This window comes from Pseudomonas sp. Lz4W (assembly GCF_000346225.2).
Lineage (GTDB): Bacteria > Pseudomonadota > Gammaproteobacteria > Pseudomonadales > Pseudomonadaceae > Aquipseudomonas > Aquipseudomonas paraversuta.
Window position 1 is genome coordinate 4,441,622 of the sequence record NZ_CP017432.1, and the last position, 18,798, is coordinate 4,460,419.

The window sequence follows — 18,798 nt, forward strand, 5'->3', positions numbered from 1 at the left end:
CAGACCATGCTCCATGTATTGTTCAGTGTGTATTTGAAGATGCTGGTGCTCTACAGCCCGTTCTTCGTGCTCTCATGCTTTATCAGCCTGACCCGTGGCTACTCCAACAAAGAGCGCCGTCGTCTCGCCTGGAAAGTGGCGCTGGCCACCTTGATATCCAGCGTCTTGCTCTACCTGTTCGGGCGGGCGATCTTCAGTGTTTTCGGGATTACCGTCGACGCCTTCCGCATCGGCGCCGGCAGCGTGCTGTTCATCTCGGCACTGGGCATGGCCCAGGGCAAATCGGCCGTGCAAACCGACAACGTGCAGCAGGATGTCACCATAGTGCCGCTGACCATTCCGTTGACGGTCGGACCGGGCACCATCGGTGCCCTGCTGGTCATGGGGGTCAGCCAGCCGCACTGGGATGACAAGCTGATGGCGATAGTCAGCATTACCCTGGCCAGCCTGACCGTCGGCGTGGTGTTGTACCTGTCCAACAGGATCGAGCGGATTCTGGGTGACCAGGGCTTGCAGATCGTCAGCCGCCTGATGGGCCTGTTCGTTTGTGCGCTGGCGGCGCAGATCATCTTCACCGGAATCCGTGGGTATCTGGTGCCCTGACCTCCCGCGCCCCGTCAGCGATTACAGAGCATGGCCCCATTGCGGGGCCATGCTGCCTGTCAGGGCTTTTCGCCGTACCAGCGTGGCGTGTACACCCACTGTGTGCCGTCGGCACGCGGGAAGGTGCAGGTGGTAGACGAGCCAATCAGCACCATGGTGCGCATATCCACCTGATCCGCAGTCAACGCGCCCAAAGTGATAGTCCGCAATGTCTGGCCCGGGCGGCCAATGTCACGCCCCAGCACCACCGGCGTCTGTGGGCTGCGGTGCCGGGCCACGATTTCCAGCGCAACCCCCAGCTGCCAGGGCCGTGAGCGGGAAATCGGGTTGTAGAACGCCAGCGCCAGATCCGCCTCGCAGGCAAGGTCCAGACGCTTTTCGATGATGCTCCACGGCTTGAGGTTGTCCGACAGCGACATCACGCAGAAGTCATGCCCCAATGGCGCACCGGCCTGCGCGGCGGTAGCCAGCGATGCCGAAACCCCGGGCAGGATTTCCAGGTCGACGTTGTGCCACTGCGCATCACCAGACTCATGCAAGGCTTCAAGCACGGCGGCGGCCATGGCAAAAACCCCCGGATCACCCGAAGACACCACCACCACCGAGCGACCACTGGCCGCCAGTTCAAAGGCATGCCGCGCGCGCTGCATTTCTTCACGATTATCGGTGCAGTGCAGCACTTGATCGTCGCGAAACGGTCCGGCCATCCGCACATAGGTTTCGTAACCCAGCACGTCATTGGCCCGCGCCAGTTCGGCCTTGACCGCAGGCACCATCAATTCCGCAGCGCCGGGGCCAAGGCCGATGACTGCCAACCGCCCCCGGGCCCTGCCGATCTGTTGCGGGTCCAGAGGAACCGAAGCGACCCCCAGGGCCAAACCACTGCCCGACTCGTGCCAGGCCACAGGTAGCGCCTGCTCCTCGGCACTCACAAAGCGTAGCGGCACAGCCAGCTCAGCCGCCGCCTCACGCAGTTGCGGGCTCGCCATCAAGGTGTCGTCGGCAACGATGCAGGCCAGCGATTGCCAGGCCAGCTTCACTGCATGCAACGCCTCACGGATCCCCTGCGCTGCAACAACGGAGCTGACCCGGGCTACAACATTGCGCGGGTAGATCAGCAGTTCATTGGCCGCGGGTTCACGCTCGGCACTGCTGACGCAGATCGCCAGCCGCGCCTGCGGGTTTTCAGGCAGTTGTGCACCGGCCAGCCAGGGCGCATCGCCTTCGATACGCACTGACTCGCCCGCGAGCAAATCCGAGACAAAGCGTTTGCCCACCTCCAGGTCGCCCAGGGCATAGCCCCTCGGCGGGTTCAGCAGGCAGGTGCCAAAACGCAATTCGCCGCTGGTGGTGATGGCCGGGGCAACCTGCAGACCGGCAGCGATTTCCCGCGCCATGTCATTCACCCCCCCCAGACCTCCCAGCAGCGGAACCACCGCGCTGGCGTCTTCGGCCACGGCCAGCACCGGCGGCTCGGCGCCTTTCTCCAGCAGCAGCGGAGCCAGGGTGCGAATCACAATCCCGGCGGCGCACAGCGCAATAATCGGCGTGTCTTGCTGATACAGCTGGCGCAGGGTCGCGCCAAAATCGCTGTAGCTGCGGTCTGGCGCGTCAACCCGCCCGGCCAGGCCGTAAATCAACGCCTGAGGGTAAAGCTGCTGGATGCGCCGGGCCGTTGCCAGGCTGCCATTGCCCAGAATCACAATGGCCGGGGCCGGGCGACTCAACCTTGCCACCGTTCGCCGGGCACGATGATCAACGAGAAATAAGGCGACGACATCGGCTCCACTTCATTGAGCGGGACGATTTTCTGGTTGCTCATGGTCGCGCGCTCGACGTACAGCGCACGCTCGGCCAGCCCCAGCTCCCCCAGAACCTCGCGCACTTTATGAAAGTTGCGCCCCAGCTTCATGATCACGGCAGCGTCGGCATCGGCCAGACGCCGCTTGAGTTCATCGTGGGGCAGCACCCCCGACAGCACCGACAGGCTCTGATTGCGATACACCAGCGGCACGCCGAGCACCGAAGCGCCGCCCAGCATCGAGCACACCCCCGGCACCACTTGCGCTTCAAAGCGCTCGGCCAGACGGTCATGCAAGTACATGTAGGAGCCATAGAAGAACGGATCGCCTTCGCAGATCACCGCCACATCACGGCCGGCCTGCAAATGCACGGCAACCTCTACGGCCGCCTGATCGTAGAAGTCGCTGATGATTTGTTCATACGACAGCGGTTCGGGCAACACCTCGGTGGTCACCGGGTACACCAGTGGCATCAAGTTTTGCGCGTCTTGCAGGTGCGCTTCGATGATGCCGAACGCGTTGCCTTTTTTGCCTTTGGCCACGAAGTACGCCACCACCGGCGATTCGCGCAGCAGGCGCAAGGCTTTAACGGTAATCAGCTCCGGATCGCCGGGACCGACGCCCAGACCGAGCAAACGTCCAGGTTGAGTCATCATTCGATCTCCGTGGCCAGTGCGTTGACCGCTGCCGCAGCCATCGCGCTACCGCCGCGGCGGCCCTGCATGATCACAAACGGCACGCCACGGCTGTCTGCCGCCAGCATCGCCTTGGATTCTGCGGCCCCGACAAAACCTACCGGGAAGCCCAGAATCAAGGCCGGTTTCGGTGCCCCGGCGTCAATCATCTCCAGCAGGTAAAACAGCGCGGTCGGTGCATTGCCAATCACCACCACGCTGCCTTCCAGATACGGGCGCCACAGTTCCAGGGCCACCGCCGAGCGGGTGTTGCCCTGCTCCAGCGCCATCTCGGCCACGCCTTCTTCCTTGAGCGTGCAAATCACCTGGTTATTGGCAGGTAAACGCGTACGCGTCACACCTTCAAGCACCATGCGTGCATCGCACAGAATCGGCGCGCCGGCGGCCAGCGCATCGCGCCCGGCCTTGCCCGCACCGGGGGAAAAACGCAGGTCTTCGATGGCGTCGACCATGCCGCAGGCGTGAATCACCCGCACTGCGAGTTTTTCCAGGTCTGCCGGGATGCTCTCGAGGTTGGCTTCGGCCCGGATAATGGCGAAAGAGTTGCGATAGATCTCTTGACCATCGCGGATGTAATCAATCATCGGTGTTGCTCCGTTGGCGGGCCTCAAGCCAGGCGCCTGCCGCTTCAATAGTAAGATTGCGCCCATGCAGAACACCGAAACCCGGCTGTTCTGGAGCACGTAAATAGAGGTCGTAATGACCGGGCGCCACGGCCAGCAGAGTGACCGGCGCAATATGGGCTGCCGCACATGAACGCCGGCAACCGGTCAGATGCACATTCAGCGGTTGGCGCAGACCCGCAGCGAGCTGGCGGGCATCCTGTTTGGTGTCCGCCAGGCCTTTCGCGCACGCCTCGGAGCCAGTGCAGGCCACCAGATGTGCCAGCGGCTGCGCCGCCTCACACAACAAACCCAGCGCCTCTAACTGGAGGGTCACAGCTGGCGCATCGCTGGTCTTGATCCCAGGCAGCAACACACTTTGCCAGGGGCTGAACCGCAGGGTGCCGTCACCAGATTCGTCAGCCAGTTGCGCCAGCCCCCGGAGCATGGCGGCATCCAGACGCCCCAGGCCGGGAACCGCGCCGATATACACCCGGCCCTGCTGGCGCTGGGCAAAAGTACCGATATGCCTCACCCCGGGCGCGACACCCCGTGGCCCCACGGCCAGCGGGATCAACCCCACGCTGAGCCGTTGCTGCAACTGCTCGATGAAGTGCTCGACGGCAACTTCCTCAAGCAGATGCCGCATTCTGGTTTGCTCAGGCCGGGCCAGATCGAGAAACAGCAACAGTACCGCCATCACCAGTTCATGGGCCTGTGCCAGCGGCACCGCAGCCAATGCCGGGTTGTGCGCCGGGCAGCCGGCCAGACCGAAGGCCATCACCAACTGACCGTCCAGCTCAATCACCGATAGCCACAGATCGTGCGGGTGCTCCAGCATCACCAGGGCTTCGCCAGCGTCCAGTTGCAGCGCGAACTTGGCTGACAACTCGGCCAGCCGCGGGGTGTTTTGCAGACTGGCAAGCAGCTCTGCGGCCAGCGGCCGGGTATCGATGCGCATCTGCGGGTCGATACCCGCAGCCGGGCTCAGCATCAGGTTGCGCACATCGTCACCCGCTGCCGTCGCAGGCCCCAGACCTGCCGCCAGCAAGGGTTCAACCAGAGCCCGATGTTGCGCCCCGACCCCGCGAATCTGCAGGTTGCCACGGTTGGTCGCTTCAATGACGCCACTGGCATAGCGCTGCGCCACATCCGCCACGGCACGGGCCTGCATCGAGGTGATGCAGCCACCATCGAGCTTGACCCGGCAAATCCCGCCGTCCAGCGCCTGCACGATACGCAGCAACCCCGGGCAAGCCGTAGGGCGCACGGGCGTCATGACAGGGAGTTGAGGTGGCAAGGTCAAAGGTCGATCCAGGCAGGCAATGGGCTGTTGCAGGTGGCGCATTATGCCTGCTTTGGGCGACCGCATGAAAAGCTTGCCGGACGGAATACCCGCTGCGGGCAACCTTAAGCAGCATTACCTGCAATAGAGCCCGCCCGCCCGCTTTATGGGCGAGGCGCCGAGAGCCCAAGGCGCGCTATCATGGGCGCCCTGCCGGCGCGTCTTGCAACAGTGCTGGCGGATGGAAAAATCAGCGTTTACCAAGAGGATCGGCATGTCGCCCTGGCTAACAATTGTGGGAATCGGTGAAGACGGCTTCAGCGGCCTGGGCAAAAACGCCCGGCGCGCCCTGCTCAGTGCCGGCAACGTGTTTGGCGGTCCGCGCCAGCTGGACTTGCTGCCCGCCTGCATCCGCGCCGAACGCCAGGCGTGGCCGAGCCCGTTCTCACTGGCACCGGTCCTGGCCTTGCGCGGTACACCGGTGTGCGTGCTGGCCAGCGGCGACCCCATGTGGTTCGGTGTGGGGGCCAGTCTTGCCCGGGTGGTAGCCAGCGATGAAATGCAGGTGCTGTCTGCCCCGTCATCTTTCTCGCTGGCCGCCGCCCGACTGGGCTGGGCCTTGCAGGATGTACTGACGCTGTCGGTGGTGGCGCGGCCTGTCGCCGCGCTCAATGCTCATCTGCACAGCGGCGTGCGCCTGCTGGTGCTGAGCAACGACGCCAGCAGCCCGGCGGCCGTTGCTGCCCTGCTGCGTGAACGCGGCTTTGGCCCGAGCCGCCTGAGGGTACTTGAGCACCTGGGCGGCCCGGCCGAGCGGCGAGTCGAGGCCAGTGCCGATGACTGGAGCGACCCGCCCGTGGCGGCGCTCAACCTGATCGCCATCGACTGCCTAGCCGATACCGACACCCGGCCGCTGTCACGAAGCGGCGGGCTGCCCGACAGCGCGTTCCGCCATGACGGCCAACTGACCAAACGCGATGTACGGGCCATTACCCTGGCCCGTCTGGCGCCGTTGCCGGGGCAGTTGTTGTGGGACGTGGGCGCCGGCAGCGGCTCGATCGGAATCGAATGGATGCGCACTTACCCCAGCTGCCGCACCCTGGCCATCGAAGCCGATGCCGGGCGCCAGCAATTGATCGAACACAACCGCGATGCTCTGGGCGTACCCGGCCTGCAACTGATCCGCGGCAAGGCTCCGCAAGCCCTTGAAGGGCTGGAGCGCCCGGACGCGGTCTTTATCGGCGGCGGCGTGACCCGCGAAGGGGTGCTCGACACCTGCTGGCAACAGCTCAAACCCGGCGGGCGCCTGGTGGCCAATGCCGTCACCCTGCAAAGCGAAATGCTGCTGATGAGCTGGCGCGAGCGTCACGGTGGCGAACTGACCCGAATCCATATCGCCCAGGCGCAACCGCTGGGGGAATTCGATACCTGGCGTCAGGCCTTGCCGATAACCCTCTTAGACGTGACCAAACCTCTCGATGCGTGACGAAACCGCCGAACAACCCGCGCCGCTGCGCAGCGGCCTGACCACCGGCAGCTGCGCCACAGCCACCAGCCTGGCCGCCGCGCGCCTGCTGCTCAGCGGGGTCAGCCATGACGCCGTCGCCATCACCTTGCCCAAAGGCAAGATCGTCACCATGCGCCTGGAGTTCTGCCGCCTGTGCAATCAGGGGGCCGAAGCCGGCACCATCAAGGATGCCGGGGATGACCCGGATGTAACCCACGGCGCGCTGCTTTACTCCCAAGTGAGTCTCAGGCCGGAACCGGGTATCGGCTTTGTCGCCGGCCTCGGAGTGGGCACCGTGACCCGCCCGGGTCTGGTACTGGCCGTGGGGGAACCGGCGATCAACCCGGTGCCGCGCAAAATGATCACCGAACACCTGCTGCTGCTGGCAGCCGAACTGGGCTACAGCGGCGGCTTTACCGTCACCGTCAACGTCCAGGACGGCGCGGCCCTGGCGTTGAAAACCATGAATCCGCGACTGGGGATCCTGGGTGGTCTGTCGATATTGGGCACCAGCGGCATCGTCCGCCCGTTCTCCTGCGCGGCTTACATCGCCTCGATCCATCAAGGCATCGATGTGGCCAAGACCAACGGCTACCTGCACATCGCCGCCTGCACCGGCAATGCCAGCGAAGACACCATGCGCCGGGTCTACAACCTGCCGGAAATTGCCCTGATCGAAATGGGCGACTTTGTCGGTGCCGTACTCAAGCATCTGCGCAAAGTACCTGTGGATAAGTTGAGCCTCTGCGGCGGCTTCGGAAAAATCAGCAAGCTGGCGGCCGGGCATATGGATTTGCACAGCCGCCACTCCAGTATCGACCTGCCGCAGCTGGCCGAATGGGCCGCCGCCAGCGGTGCCGACAGCGAACTGCAAGAGGCGATCCGCCAGGCCAATACCAGCCAGCAAGCCCTGGCAATGGCCAGTGCTGCGGGCATCGCCCTGGGTGATGCGGTGTGCCAGCACGCCCTCGACTTCGCCCGTAGCGTGGTGCCGGAACAGGTGCAGGTCGAAGTGTTTGCCATCGACCGCCAGGGCGGGATAGTCGGTCACGCCGGAGCCTTTGCATGAAACGAATCCTGTTGCTGGGCGGCGTCACTGAAGCGCTGGCCATGGCCCGTCGCCTGGGGCCGCAACATATTTACAGCCTGGCCGGCGTCGGCCGCGTGCCCGCGGACTTGCCCTGTGAAGTGCGGGTTGGCGGTTATGGCGGCGCCGAAGGGCTGGCGCAGTACATCCGCCAGCAGCGCATTGATTTGCTGCTCGACGCCACTCACCCCTACGCCGCACAAATCAGCCACAACGCAGCCAGCGCTGCCGTCCTCGCCGGTATCCCGTGCTGGGCCTTGCGTCGCCCGGCCTGGCAGCCCCAGGCCGGAGATAACTGGCGCGAAGTGGCGAACTGGGCCGAACTGGTCGAGGCGCTAAAACCGTTTCAGCGCCCGCTGTTCACCCTGGGCCGCGAGCCGCTTGAGCATTTGCATGAAATCCCCGAAGGACAGTTCTGGACTTTGCGCGCCCTGGACACTTACCCCGGCAATACCCGTTGCGAAGTGATCGGCGCCCGGGGGCCATTTGTGATCGAAGATGAGCGCACCCTGTTCGCCCAACGCCGCATCGACGTACTGATCAGCAAAAACAGCGGCAGCAGCGCCACTGAGCCCAAGCTCGAAGTCGCCCGCGAACGCGGAACTCCGGTGTTGATTCTCAAACGCCCGCAGTTGCCAGAGGTTGACCGTGCATTTTTGACCGGCGATGAAGTGCTGCAGGTGCTGAAGCGGGAGAGTTATTTGTGAATATGGACCAATGCTGTGCTGTAAAAGCCGCATGCTTGCAGCGCTGAAAAAGCTCGCGAGCAAGCTCGCTCCTACAGGGTTTACTGCGCCATTGTGGGAGCCGGCTTGCCGGCGCGCGGCACCTGCATCGCTGGCAAGCCAGCTCCCACAGCGAACGGGTAAGTTTTCAACCCCAGAACCAAGACAGCGTGAACTACACTGACGCGACATTTCGCCACACAGCCTGTGTTTTTACTTACGTCGGTCATTCAGGCTAAATAGCCGCCTTGATGCCATCACTCATGGAATTGTTCATGTCCCGACAACGCTTTGCATTTGCCTGGATCGCCTGCTTCGCAGTGCTGTTCAACATGCTCGCCATGTCGACGGCCGGAGCCATGGGCGGGGCAAGGCAAGAAGCGGGCGAACAGTTCATGTGGAGCAGCTTTTGCACCTCCACCGGCACCAAAATGGTTGCCGTGTCACTGGGCAAGCTTGACGCCGGCGACAGCCGCAAAGACGATCACTCGAACATGCAGCATTGCTGGTGCTGCTCGGGCGCGGCACCGCTGGTGGCTTTGCCGGCGCATATCCCGACTCTGTATTTCGCCGCCATCGAACATGGCCACAGCCAAGTCCCCGATCACCTCAAACGCCCCACCCCGCGCCAGCAATGGCCGAGCCTCAACCCCCGCGCGTCCCCTCTGGCCTGATTCATCCTCGCAACCACTTTGCGTTTGAATCGTTCCGGAGAATTGCCATGTTGAACCTGTCACTGGTCAAGAATGCCCTGATCGCGGCGGCTTTGCTGCTGCCTGCCTGTTTCGCCAACGCCCATGAATACCAAAGCGGCACGCTGCAAATCGCTCATCCGTGGTCCCAGCAGTTACCGCCCAATGCGCCGACCGTGGCCGCGTATTTCGTGATTCACAACACCGGCACCAGCGCCGACCGCCTGGTCAGTGTCGACACCCCCATTGCCGATAAAGCCGAGCTGCATCAGCACGTGATGCAGGGCGACTTGATGAAGATGCAACCGGTGCCCAGCGTCGAGGTTGCCCCCGGCGGCACCGTCACGTTCGCGCCCATGGCGTACCACGTGATGCTGCTCGGCCTCAAAGACCGCAGTCTGCTGCAGGACGGCAAACACTTCCCCATGACCCTGCACTTTGAAAAGGCCGGTGCCATCACGGTTGATGTGAACGTGCAGAAACAGGCGCCGCCCGCCAGCACGGAAGCCATGCACACCCACTAACGGTCACTGATCCCCGTGGGCGCCCCTCGCGCCAGGCACGCCATGTCGCAGATTCGCGGCAGCTGGCTGAGCCTGTTTGCCATGCTGATGATTTTTATCGGCCCGCTGATTTCCCAAGCGGTGCCGATGGATCATCACGCCTCCATGAACATGACGATGCCGATGTCGGCCGGCATGTCGATGCAAGACCACGGCGAGCACGGCAAACCGCCCGCCGATCACCACGCGATTTGGGAAAAGTGCGGCTATTGCACCCTGCTGTTCAGTTGCCCGGCACTGCCCAACGCCCCGACCCTGACCCTCCATACAGCCCCCCCTCCGGGCAACTATCTGGCGGCGACCACCCTGCTGGGCCATGCCCGGCAACCGGTCTTCCCCGGCGCCCGCTCCCGCGCCCCGCCAGCATTCCTTTAAGCACCGACCCCACAAATTCACAGGCCCGCCTGCCAGTGCTGCTTTAGACAGCCGCAGGCCGCTGGCCGTGTTGTATTCGCTTGAATATTGGAATGTTTATGTCCCGCTTTACTGTTGCCGCCCGTTTGCCCCACGCCCAAACGGTATTCCCTTTCGCCCTGAGCGCACTGTGCTGCGCATTGTTCGCACCTGCGGTCATGGCCGACGAACACGCAGAGCACGCCAACGAAATCAGCCCGCTGGTGATCACGGCCATCGCCCCCAGCTCGCCACTGACCATAGTCACCAACCCCAAGGACCCGCGCCAGCCGGTGCCGGCCAGTGACGGTGGCGACTACCTCAAGACCATTCCCGGCTTCGCCCTGGTCCGCAACGGTGGCACCAACGGCGACCCGGTATTGCGCGGCATGTTCGGTTCACGCCTGAACATTCTCACCAACGGCGGCATGATGCTCGGCGCCTGCCCCGGCCGCATGGACGCCCCCACTTCCTACATCTCGCCGGAAACCTACGACCAGCTGACCGTGATCAAGGGCCCGCAAACCGTACTCTGGGGCCCGGGGGCATCGGCCGGCACCATCCTGTTCGAGCGCGAACCGGAACATTTCGGCGAACTCGGCACCCGGGTCAATGCCAGTGTCCTGGCCGGTTCCAACGGCCGCTTCGACAAGACCGTCGACGCCGCCGCCGGCGGCCCGCTGGGCTACGTGCGGGTGATCGGCAACACCGCGCACGCTGATGACTACAAGGACGGCAACGGCGACACCGTGCCGTCGCGCTATGACAAGTGGAACGGCGATGTAGCACTGGGCTGGACCCCGGACCCGGACACCCTGCTGGAGCTCACTGCCGGCAAGGGCGATGGTCAAGCCCGCTCTGCCGGGCGCGGCATGGACGGCAGCCAGTACCAGCGCGAAAGCCTGGGCCTGCGCTTCGAAAAATCAAATATCGGCGATGTTCTCGACAAGATCGAAGCACAGGTCTACTACAACTATGCCGACCACGTCATGGACAACTACAGCCTGCGCACCCCGTCGGGCACCGGCATGATGAGCGGCCCCATGGCCTCCAACGTCGACCGCCGCACCCTCGGCGCACGGATCAAGGCCACCTGGCACTGGGCCGACTACCAGTTGATCAGCGGTATCGATGCGCAGACCAACGAACACCGCAAACGCTCCGGCATGGGCATCGATACCTATAAGGATCAGAACTGGAGCAAGGACGCCGACTTCCATAACTACGGTGCTTTTGGCGAACTGACCTGGTACGCCGCCGAGCGTGACCGGGTCATTACCGGAGCCCGCCTGGACCGCGCCGCGGCCAAGGATTACCGCGCCCGGATCGGCTCCGGGATGATGAGCAAAGCCAACCCGACCCTGGATAAAACTCGCGCCGACACACTGCCCAGCGGCTTTGTGCGTTACGAACATGATCTGGCCGACAGCCCGGCCACGGTCTATGCCGGCCTGGGTCACGCCGAACGTTTCCCGGATTACTGGGAGCTGTTCTCCCCGACCTCAGGCCCGGCCGGCTCGGTTAACGCTTTCGATGCAATCAAGCCGGAAAAAACCACTCAGCTCGATGTGGGCCTGCAATACAAAACCCGCGATCTCGAAGCCTGGGTCTCGGCCTATGCCGGGGTCGTTCACGATTACATCCTGTTCGACTACGACTCGGGTTCGTCCCGGGCGCAAAACGTCAACGCCCGGATCATGGGCGGCGAACTGGGTGCTGCGTATCAGCTGACTGCACACTGGAAAGCCGACGCCACCCTGGCCTACGCCTGGGGCAAGAACACCACGGACGGCAAGGCACTGCCGCAAATGCCACCGCTGGACAGCCGCCTGGGCCTCACTTACAGCCAGGACGACTGGAGTGCCGGAGCCTTGTGGCGACTGGTGGCACCGCAAGACCGCATCGACCGTAATGCCGGCAATGTGGTCGGCAAGGACTACGACAAGAGTGCCGGTTTTGGCGTGTTCTCGTTGAACGGCGCGTACCGCATCAACAAAAACCTCAAGGTCAGTGCCGGCGTCGACAACCTGCTGGATAAAAACTACAGCGAGCACCTGAACATGGCGGGCAACGCCGGCTACGGCTACCCGGCAAACGACCCGACCCCGATCAACGAGCCGGGGCGCACCTTGTGGACCAAGGTTGACGTGAGCTTCTGACAACAACGGATTGCCCTGTGGGAGCTGGCTTGCCAGCTCCCACAGGGCTCAAGAGAATAATGACCTTGCGGAGCCGCTCCCGATGAGCCGACCAACCCCCTCTTTCTACAACCTGGCCTGGCGCTGGCATTTCTATGCCGGGCTGTTTGTCGCCCCCTTCATGATTCTGCTGGCGCTGACCGGGATCATTTACCTGTTCAAGCCCCAGCTCAATCCCTTGATGTATGACCACCTGCTCAATGTCACCCCCGGCCACCACCGCCTCAGTGCCGACGAGCAACTGCAGCGGGTGCGCCTCGATTATCCACAGGGCCGGATCAGCCAGTACCTGCCTGCGGTCAACCCCGAGCGCAGCGCCCAGTTCGTGGTCAGCAATGACGGGCGCCAGCTCAACGTGTTCATCAACCCGTACAGCGGTGAAGTGCTGGGCGAGCAGGATGCCAGGTTCAACCTGCAAGCCGTGGCCCGGGCGCTACACGGGGAGTTGATGATCGGCACTGTGGGTGACCGGCTGGTGGAACTCGCCGCCGGCTGGGGCGTGGTGCTGGTGGTTTCCGGCCTGTACCTGTGGTGGCCGCGCGGGCAATCGGCCGCCGGAATCTTATGGCCGCGCCTGAGCCGCCGCGGCCGCGTGTTGTGGCGCGACCTGCATGCTGTCACCGGTTTCTGGGGCGCAGCCCTGTTGTTGTTCATGCTGCTCAGCGGCATGACCTGGACCGGCTTGTGGGGCAAGCAATACGCCGACCTGTGGAACCGCTTCCCGGTGGCGATGTGGAATAACGTGCCGCAGTCAGATATCGAGGCCCGCAGCCTCAACACCCCTGCCCGCCAGACCGTACCCTGGGCGATGGAAAACACCCCGCTGCCGGTCTCCGGGGCCCACGCTGAACACATGGCCCATGCCGCCCGCGCAAGCGGCCCGGCGGCCCCCGGCATCAGCCTGCAACAGGTCGTTGAAACGGCCACTGCACGCAAGGTCGAACCCGGCTACAGCATCACCTTGCCCACCACCGCCACCGGCGTATTCACCATCGCCGTGTTCGCTGACGACCCGCGCAACGACGCCACCCTGCATATCGATCAATACACCGGCCAGGTGCTGGCCGATGTGCGCTGGGAGCAATACGGCAACGTCGCCCGCGCCACCGAAATGAGCGTGATGCTGCATGAAGGCAAGCTGTTCGGCACCTTCAACCAGATCGTGATTTTGCTGGTGTGCCTGATGATCCTGCTGAGTTCGGTCAGCGCTCTGGTGATCTGGTGGAAACGCCGTCCCCAGGGCCGTCTGGGGGTCCCGCCGCTGCGCCACGATTTGCCGACCTGGAAAACCGGGGTGCTGATTATCCTGGCACTGGCCATTGCCTTTCCGTTGGTGGGCGCTTCGCTGATCGCGGTGTGGCTGCTGGATCGCCTGCTGATGATTTTTCGCAAAACGCCACCACTTGAGCTGCGCTCATAAACAACATGAAGCATCCGAGATGCGCGATCTAGAGCCCTGGCTATACTGGCAAGCCAGTATCAAGCAGAAAGCTATTGTTACTGTATAACAAAAGCCTTTAAGCTCCATCACCCGCCGCCAGGAGGCAGCGGGGACACCTCTTGAAATAAGCGACTCACTGCCCCGATGAACAAGTACCTTTTTTCCAGCCTCTGTCTGCTGGCGATCAACAGCGCCCACGCGGATGACTCCGCCCCGTCCCTGATGCTGCCGGCCGCGAACATTACCGCGCCGCAAGTCGATGCCGAACACATCGACCTCAAGACTGCCACCAGCGCCGGCTCACGCCTGAACCTCAACAGCCTTGAAACCCCGGCCAGCGTCGAAAGCCTGAGCGGCGAACGGATTCGTGCCCGCGGCGACCGCAGTGTCCAGGACGCGGTGACTCGTACCACCGGTATCACCAACACGGCTACCCCGGGCAACGGCGGCTCGTCGTACTCGGCCCGGGGTTTTGTCGGCCAGGGCTCGGTGATGCAGTTGTATGACGGGATTCGCATGTACAGCGGCGCCGGCACCGTGACCTTCCCGGTGGACGACTGGTCGGTGGAGCGCATCGATGTGCTGCGCGGCCCGGCATCAGTGCTGTACGGCGAAGGCGCGACCGGCGCGGTGATCAACGTGATCCCGAAAAAACCGTTCAGCGGCGAAATCGAAAATCATCTGCGGGTTGGCTACGGCTCCTACGACAGCCAGCAGCAAGCCCTGGACAGCGGCGGCTCGCTGACCGATACCCTGAGCTACCGGTTGAACCTCAACCACATCCAAAGCAATGGCTGGATCGACCACGGTGACTCCGAAAGCACCTTTATCAGTGCCGCCCTGCGCTGGCAGGCCCGGGATGATCTGGCATTTACCCTGAGCCACGACTACGGCGACCAGGAGCCGCAGAACGACTTCGGCGTCCCCCTGATCAATGGCCGTTATCACAAGAGCCTGCGGGACAAGAACTACAACGTGCGCGACGCCAAGCTGCATTACAACGATCAGTGGACGCGCCTGAACAGCGAGTGGCAGATCAACGACGATCTGGTTGCCAGCAACGAACTGTATTACCTCAAGGCCCAGCGTCGCTGGCAAAACGCTGAAAACCATGCCTGGGACCAGGACCGACAAACCTTGATGCGCAGTGGCTACTACAGCATCAAGCACCAGCAGGAACAGGTCGGTGACCGTCAGACGTTCACCCTCGACCACGATCTGTTCGGCCTTGAAAGCAAAACCCTGGTGGGCGCGGACTACAACCGTATCCACTTCGACCTGCACAGCAATGCGCCTTACAAGGATGTAGTGACTGGCGGCACACCGATTGACATGAACCACCCGGATCGCGGCGAGTTCACAAGCAATTCGCCCTACCGCGACCAGTTCAAGACCACCACCCAGCAAGTGTCGCTGTTTGCCGAAAACCGCACGCAACTGAGCGAGCAGCTGTCGCTGGTCACTGGTGTGCGGCGCGACATCGTGCACCTAGACCGCGACGACTTGATCGAAGACACCCGCAGTGATCGCAGCCTCTCGGCCAACAGCTGGAAAGTCGGCCTGGTGTATGAACTGACGCCGGACATGTCGGTGTATGCGCAACAGGCCACCAGCGTCGATGGCGTAGCCGGGCTGATCAGCCTGTACCCCTCCGAGCAAGGCTTTGACATGGCCCGCGCCCGCCAGACCGAAGTCGGTTTCAAGCAAATGTTCTGGGACCAGCGCGGTGAGTGGACCCTGGCCGCGTATCACATCGTCAAAAAGGACTTGCTGACGCCTGATCCGAACAACCCGGGCAACTCGCTGCAAGTCGGTCAGCAATCATCCAACGGCCTTGAAGCCAGCCTCGATCTGCAACTGCCGGACCGCTGGCAGCTGCAGGCCAATGCCGCGTTCGTGCGGGCCGAATACGACAAGTTCGATGACGAAGGCGTGTCCCGCAAAGGCAACCGCCCCACCGACGTACCGCGACGCACCGCCAACCTGTGGTTGAGCAAAACCATTAGCGATGACCTGAATGCCGGGGCCGGGGTGCGTTATGTGGACTCGCGTTACGCCGACCTTGCCAACACCGTCGTACTGCCGAGTTACACCGTGGTGGACGCCACTGTCAGCTGGAAAGCGCTGCCAAAAACCACCCTGGGCCTGCGCCTGAATAATTTGTTCAACCGCCAGTACGCTGTAAGCCAATACAATGGCGGCCAGCAATGGATCATGGGCGAACCGCGCTCGTTCTTCGTCACGGCGGATTACACCTTTTAAAGCCCCAACCCCTGCAGGAGCGCGCTTGCTCGCGAGCCGTGAAAAAGCTCGCGAGCAACTCGCTCCTGCAGAGATCAGATCAACACCGGAATTTTATGACCCGCCTCACCCTCACTCAACTTGCCTGGACCCCGCTGGGCCACGGCCACTGTCATCACCAGTTCCAGCTGCGTGATGCCAATCTGCACGTGGCCGCAGGCGAGTTCGTGGGGCTGATCGGGCCCAACGGCAGCGGTAAAACCAGCCTGCTGCGTTGCGCTTATCGCTTCAGCAAACCCGAGTCGGGCCAGGTTCACCTCGGTGCGCACAACCTCTGGCAGCAATCGCCACGCTGGTGCGCCCAACGCGTCGCCGTGGTGTTGCAGGAATTTCCGGACGCCTTTGGCCTGACCGTCGATGAAGTGGTCGCCATGGGCCGTACCCCCCATAAAGGCCTGTTCGACGGCGATACCGAGGCCGACCGCGAGCTGGCGAAAAAAGCCCTCGAATCCGTTGGCCTGCAGGGCTTCGAAGACCACGCATTCGCCACCCTGTCCGGCGGTGAAAAACAGCGGGTGATTCTGGCCCGGGCCCTGGCCCAGCAACCCGAACTGCTGATCCTCGACGAGCCGACCAATCATCTCGATCCACGCTACCAGCTGGAGCTGCTGCAACTGGTCAAACGCCTGAACATCGGAACCCTGGCCAGCATCCACGACCTCAATCTGGCTGCGGCCTTTTGCGACCGGCTGTACGTGATCGACCACGGCAGGATCATCGCCAGCGGCACCCCGCGCGAGGTGCTGACCGTCGACCTGTTGCGCGACGTGTTTGGCGTCGACGCGCTGATCGACGACCATCCGCTGTCCGGCTACCCGCGCATTACCTGGATAACCCAAGCATGAAACTGATCCGCCTCGCACTCTGCCTGTGCGCATTGTCCGCTGCCCCATGGGCCCGGGCCGAAGCCAGCAAATACCCGCTGACCATTACCAGCTGCAACCGCGAGGTGACCTTCAACCAGGCACCCGAACACGCAGTCAGCCATGACATCAACATGACGCAAATGATGCTCGCCCTCGGCCTCAAGCCGCGTATGGTCGGCTACAGCGGCATCAGTGGCTGGAAAGCGGTGACGCCCGGGATGAAGGTGATTCTCGATGGCCTGCCGGAGCTGGCGAGCAAGTACCCCTCGGTGGAAACCCTGCTCAACGCCAACGTCGACTTCTTCTTTGCCGGCTGGGATTACGGCATGCGCGTCGGCGGCGACCTCACGCCGCAAACCCTGACCCCGCTGGGCATTAATGTGTACGAGCTGACCGAGTCCTGCGCCTTCGTAATGAAGCGCCCGCCCGCCAGCATGGAAGACACTTACAACGACCTGCGCAACCTGGGCAAAATTTTTGACGTGCAAGACCGCGCCAACACGCTGATCGCTCAGATGCAGGAAAAAGTCGCCACCGTGCAAAAGAACCTGCCCGGGGCAAAGCCACGGGTATTCCTGTACGACAGCGGTGAAGACCGTGCCATGACCTCGGGCAAGCTGGGCATTCCCCACGCACTGATCGAAGCCGCAGGCGGCAACGACATCCTCAGTGATATCGACGCCAGCTGGACCCGTATCAACTGGGAGACCGTGGTCGAGCGCAACCCTGAAGTGATCGTCATCGTCGATTACAGCGAAGTCAGCGCCGAACAAAAACAGCGCTTCCTCGAAACCAGCCCGGCCCTGCAATCGGTCGACGCGATTCGCAACAAACGCTTCATCGTCATCCCTTACGTGCAAGCCACCCCCGGCATCGACAACGTGCTGGCCATCGAAACCCTGGCCAAAGGTTTCCACCCCCAATGATGACTCGCCGCTACGCCCTGCTGCTGGCCTGTCTCGGCGCCCTGCTGCTGGTGTCGTGCGTGATTTCCCTGGGCTTCGGCCCGGCGCGGGTGCCGGTGGACGTGGTGTGGCACATATTGCTCAACAAACTGTTCGGTATCGGTGAGGTCAGCTGGAGCGCCGGGCAGGAACATATCGTGTGGCTGATCCGCGTGCCGCGCATGCTGCTCGGGGCGCTGGTGGGTGCCGGGCTGGCATTGATCGGCGCGGTGCTGCAAGCCGTGACCCGTAACCCGCTGGCTGACCCGCACCTGCTGGGCGTGACCAGCGGTGCCACACTGGGGGCGGTGATTGTGGTGCTGCACGTGGGCCAGATCGTCGGCCTGCTGACCTTGCCCATCGCGGCCTTTATCGGTGCGCTGCTGAGCATGGTTCTGGTGCTGGCCATCGCCAGCCGCCAGGGCCGCCTGGACAGTGACCGGTTGCTGCTGTGCGGGGTGGCCGTGTCGTTCGTGATGATGGCCATCGCCAATACCCTGCTGTTTCTGGGCGACCATCGCGCCAGCTCCGCCGTACTGTTCTGGATGCTCGGCGGGCTGGGGTTGGCGCGCTGGGAACTGCTACTGGTGCCCAGCACTGTGGTGCTGCTGGGGCTGGTACTACTGCTGGGCATGGCCCGCCCGCTCAACGCCTTGATGGCGGGCGAGCAAACCGCCGTCACCTTGGGCCTGAACGCACGCAATGTGCGGCTCAAGGTGTTTTTGATCGCCTCCCTGATGACCGGAGTGCTGGTGGCTATCAGCGGCTCGATCGGCTTTGTCGGGCTGATGATTCCGCACATTGCCCGGCGTCTGGTGGGGGCCGAGCACCGGCGTTTGCTGCCGGTGTCAGCACTGCTGGGCAGCGTGTTCCTGGTTTGGGTGGACGTTGCCGCGCGCACCCTGATCGCCCCTGAAGACCTGCCCATCGGCGTGGCCACGGCGGCGATTGGCGGCCTGTTCTTTATAGGGCTGATGCGCAAGCGCTAACCCCCCTTCCCGTAGCACCAACACGGCGCAGGCCGCGCACCAAAACCGCCTTCAGGCGCCGCACTGGTGCGCCGACACCTCAAAATTCGCCCTTGAGCCCCGTTC

General features: G+C 63.2%; 17 protein-coding genes. 13 read left to right on the forward strand and 4 right to left on the reverse strand.

Going from position 1 to position 18,798, the window contains the following annotated elements; translation table 11 throughout:
• The first annotated feature begins 6 nt into the window (after positions 1-6).
• Positions 7-603 (forward strand): MarC family protein, encoded by a 597-nt coding sequence (locus tag B195_RS20250; protein ID WP_003439201.1) that lies wholly within the window; start codon positions 7-9, stop codon positions 601-603.
• Positions 604-662: 59 nt separating this feature from the next.
• Here the strand turns inward: B195_RS20250 and cobJ are convergent, their stop codons facing one another.
• The 4 genes from cobJ to cobG are packed head-to-tail and all read right to left on the reverse strand — an operon-like array spanning position 663 to position 4,981.
• The gene (gene cobJ / locus B195_RS20255; RefSeq protein ID WP_003439200.1) at positions 663-2,330 is read right to left on the reverse strand and encodes a precorrin-3B C(17)-methyltransferase; all 1,668 of its coding nucleotides are present in this window, start codon (positions 2,328-2,330) and stop codon (positions 663-665) included.
• A complete protein-coding gene (locus B195_RS20260; protein WP_029612514.1) occupies positions 2,327-3,061 on the reverse strand; it encodes a precorrin-2 C(20)-methyltransferase in 735 nt (244 codons plus the stop codon). Before B195_RS20260 ends, cobJ begins: the two co-directional genes overlap by 4 nt.
• On the reverse strand, positions 3,058-3,684 hold the full coding sequence (locus B195_RS20265; protein WP_003439197.1) for a precorrin-8X methylmutase: 627 nt from the start codon (positions 3,682-3,684) through the stop codon (positions 3,058-3,060). The genes B195_RS20260 and B195_RS20265 overlap by 4 nt, the downstream gene beginning before the upstream one ends.
• Entirely contained in the window at positions 3,677-4,981 is a 1,305-nt protein-coding gene (gene cobG / locus B195_RS20270) for a precorrin-3B synthase (protein WP_304528848.1), read from the reverse strand. The genes B195_RS20265 and cobG overlap by 8 nt, the downstream gene beginning before the upstream one ends.
• Positions 4,982-5,261: 280 nt before the next feature.
• Between cobG and B195_RS20275 the strand changes: the two genes are divergently transcribed.
• The 12 genes from B195_RS20275 (at position 5,262) to B195_RS20330 (ending at position 18,693) form a co-directional block, all read left to right on the forward strand.
• Positions 5,262-6,473, forward strand: a complete 1,212-nt coding sequence (locus B195_RS20275; RefSeq protein WP_003439193.1) for a bifunctional cobalt-precorrin-7 (C(5))-methyltransferase/cobalt-precorrin-6B (C(15))-methyltransferase — start codon at positions 5,262-5,264, stop codon at positions 6,471-6,473.
• On the forward strand, positions 6,466-7,563 hold the full coding sequence (locus tag B195_RS20280) for a cobalt-precorrin-5B (C(1))-methyltransferase (protein ID WP_003439190.1): 1,098 nt from the start codon (positions 6,466-6,468) through the stop codon (positions 7,561-7,563). The genes B195_RS20275 and B195_RS20280 overlap by 8 nt, the downstream gene beginning before the upstream one ends.
• Complete coding sequence (locus B195_RS20285) at positions 7,560-8,288, forward strand: cobalt-precorrin-6A reductase (protein ID WP_003439187.1); 729 nt, start codon at positions 7,560-7,562, stop codon at positions 8,286-8,288. Before B195_RS20280 ends, B195_RS20285 begins: the two co-directional genes overlap by 4 nt.
• A 293-nt stretch (positions 8,289-8,581) precedes the next feature.
• Positions 8,582-8,980: a DUF2946 domain-containing protein gene (locus B195_RS20290; RefSeq protein WP_003439179.1), complete on the forward strand. Its 399-nt coding sequence runs from the start codon at positions 8,582-8,584 to the stop codon at positions 8,978-8,980.
• Between the two features lie 47 nt (positions 8,981-9,027).
• The gene (locus B195_RS20295; protein WP_003439177.1) at positions 9,028-9,522 is read left to right on the forward strand and encodes a copper chaperone PCu(A)C; all 495 of its coding nucleotides are present in this window, start codon (positions 9,028-9,030) and stop codon (positions 9,520-9,522) included.
• Between the two features lie 42 nt (positions 9,523-9,564).
• Positions 9,565-9,936 (forward strand): DUF2946 domain-containing protein, encoded by a 372-nt coding sequence (locus B195_RS20300; RefSeq protein WP_003439174.1) that lies wholly within the window; start codon positions 9,565-9,567, stop codon positions 9,934-9,936.
• 98 nt (positions 9,937-10,034) lie between these two features.
• Positions 10,035-12,113, forward strand: a complete 2,079-nt coding sequence (locus tag B195_RS20305; protein ID WP_037001308.1) for a TonB-dependent copper receptor — start codon at positions 10,035-10,037, stop codon at positions 12,111-12,113.
• A gap of 82 nt (positions 12,114-12,195) precedes the next feature.
• Positions 12,196-13,572 carry a PepSY domain-containing protein gene (locus B195_RS20310; RefSeq protein WP_003439168.1) on the forward strand — a complete coding sequence of 459 codons (1,377 nt, stop codon included), beginning with the start codon at positions 12,196-12,198 and terminating at the stop codon, positions 13,570-13,572.
• 165 nt (positions 13,573-13,737) lie between these two features.
• Positions 13,738-15,855: a TonB-dependent siderophore receptor gene (locus tag B195_RS20315; RefSeq protein WP_003439166.1), complete on the forward strand. Its 2,118-nt coding sequence runs from the start codon at positions 13,738-13,740 to the stop codon at positions 15,853-15,855.
• 95 nt (positions 15,856-15,950) lie between these two features.
• A complete protein-coding gene (locus B195_RS20320) occupies positions 15,951-16,739 on the forward strand; it encodes an ABC transporter ATP-binding protein (RefSeq protein WP_003439163.1) in 789 nt (262 codons plus the stop codon).
• Positions 16,736-17,686 (forward strand): ABC transporter substrate-binding protein, encoded by a 951-nt coding sequence (locus B195_RS20325; RefSeq protein WP_003439161.1) that lies wholly within the window; start codon positions 16,736-16,738, stop codon positions 17,684-17,686. The genes B195_RS20320 and B195_RS20325 overlap by 4 nt, the downstream gene beginning before the upstream one ends.
• Positions 17,683-18,693 carry an iron ABC transporter permease gene (locus B195_RS20330; protein ID WP_003439158.1) on the forward strand — a complete coding sequence of 337 codons (1,011 nt, stop codon included), beginning with the start codon at positions 17,683-17,685 and terminating at the stop codon, positions 18,691-18,693. The genes B195_RS20325 and B195_RS20330 overlap by 4 nt, the downstream gene beginning before the upstream one ends.
• Positions 18,694-18,798 lie beyond the last annotated feature (105 nt).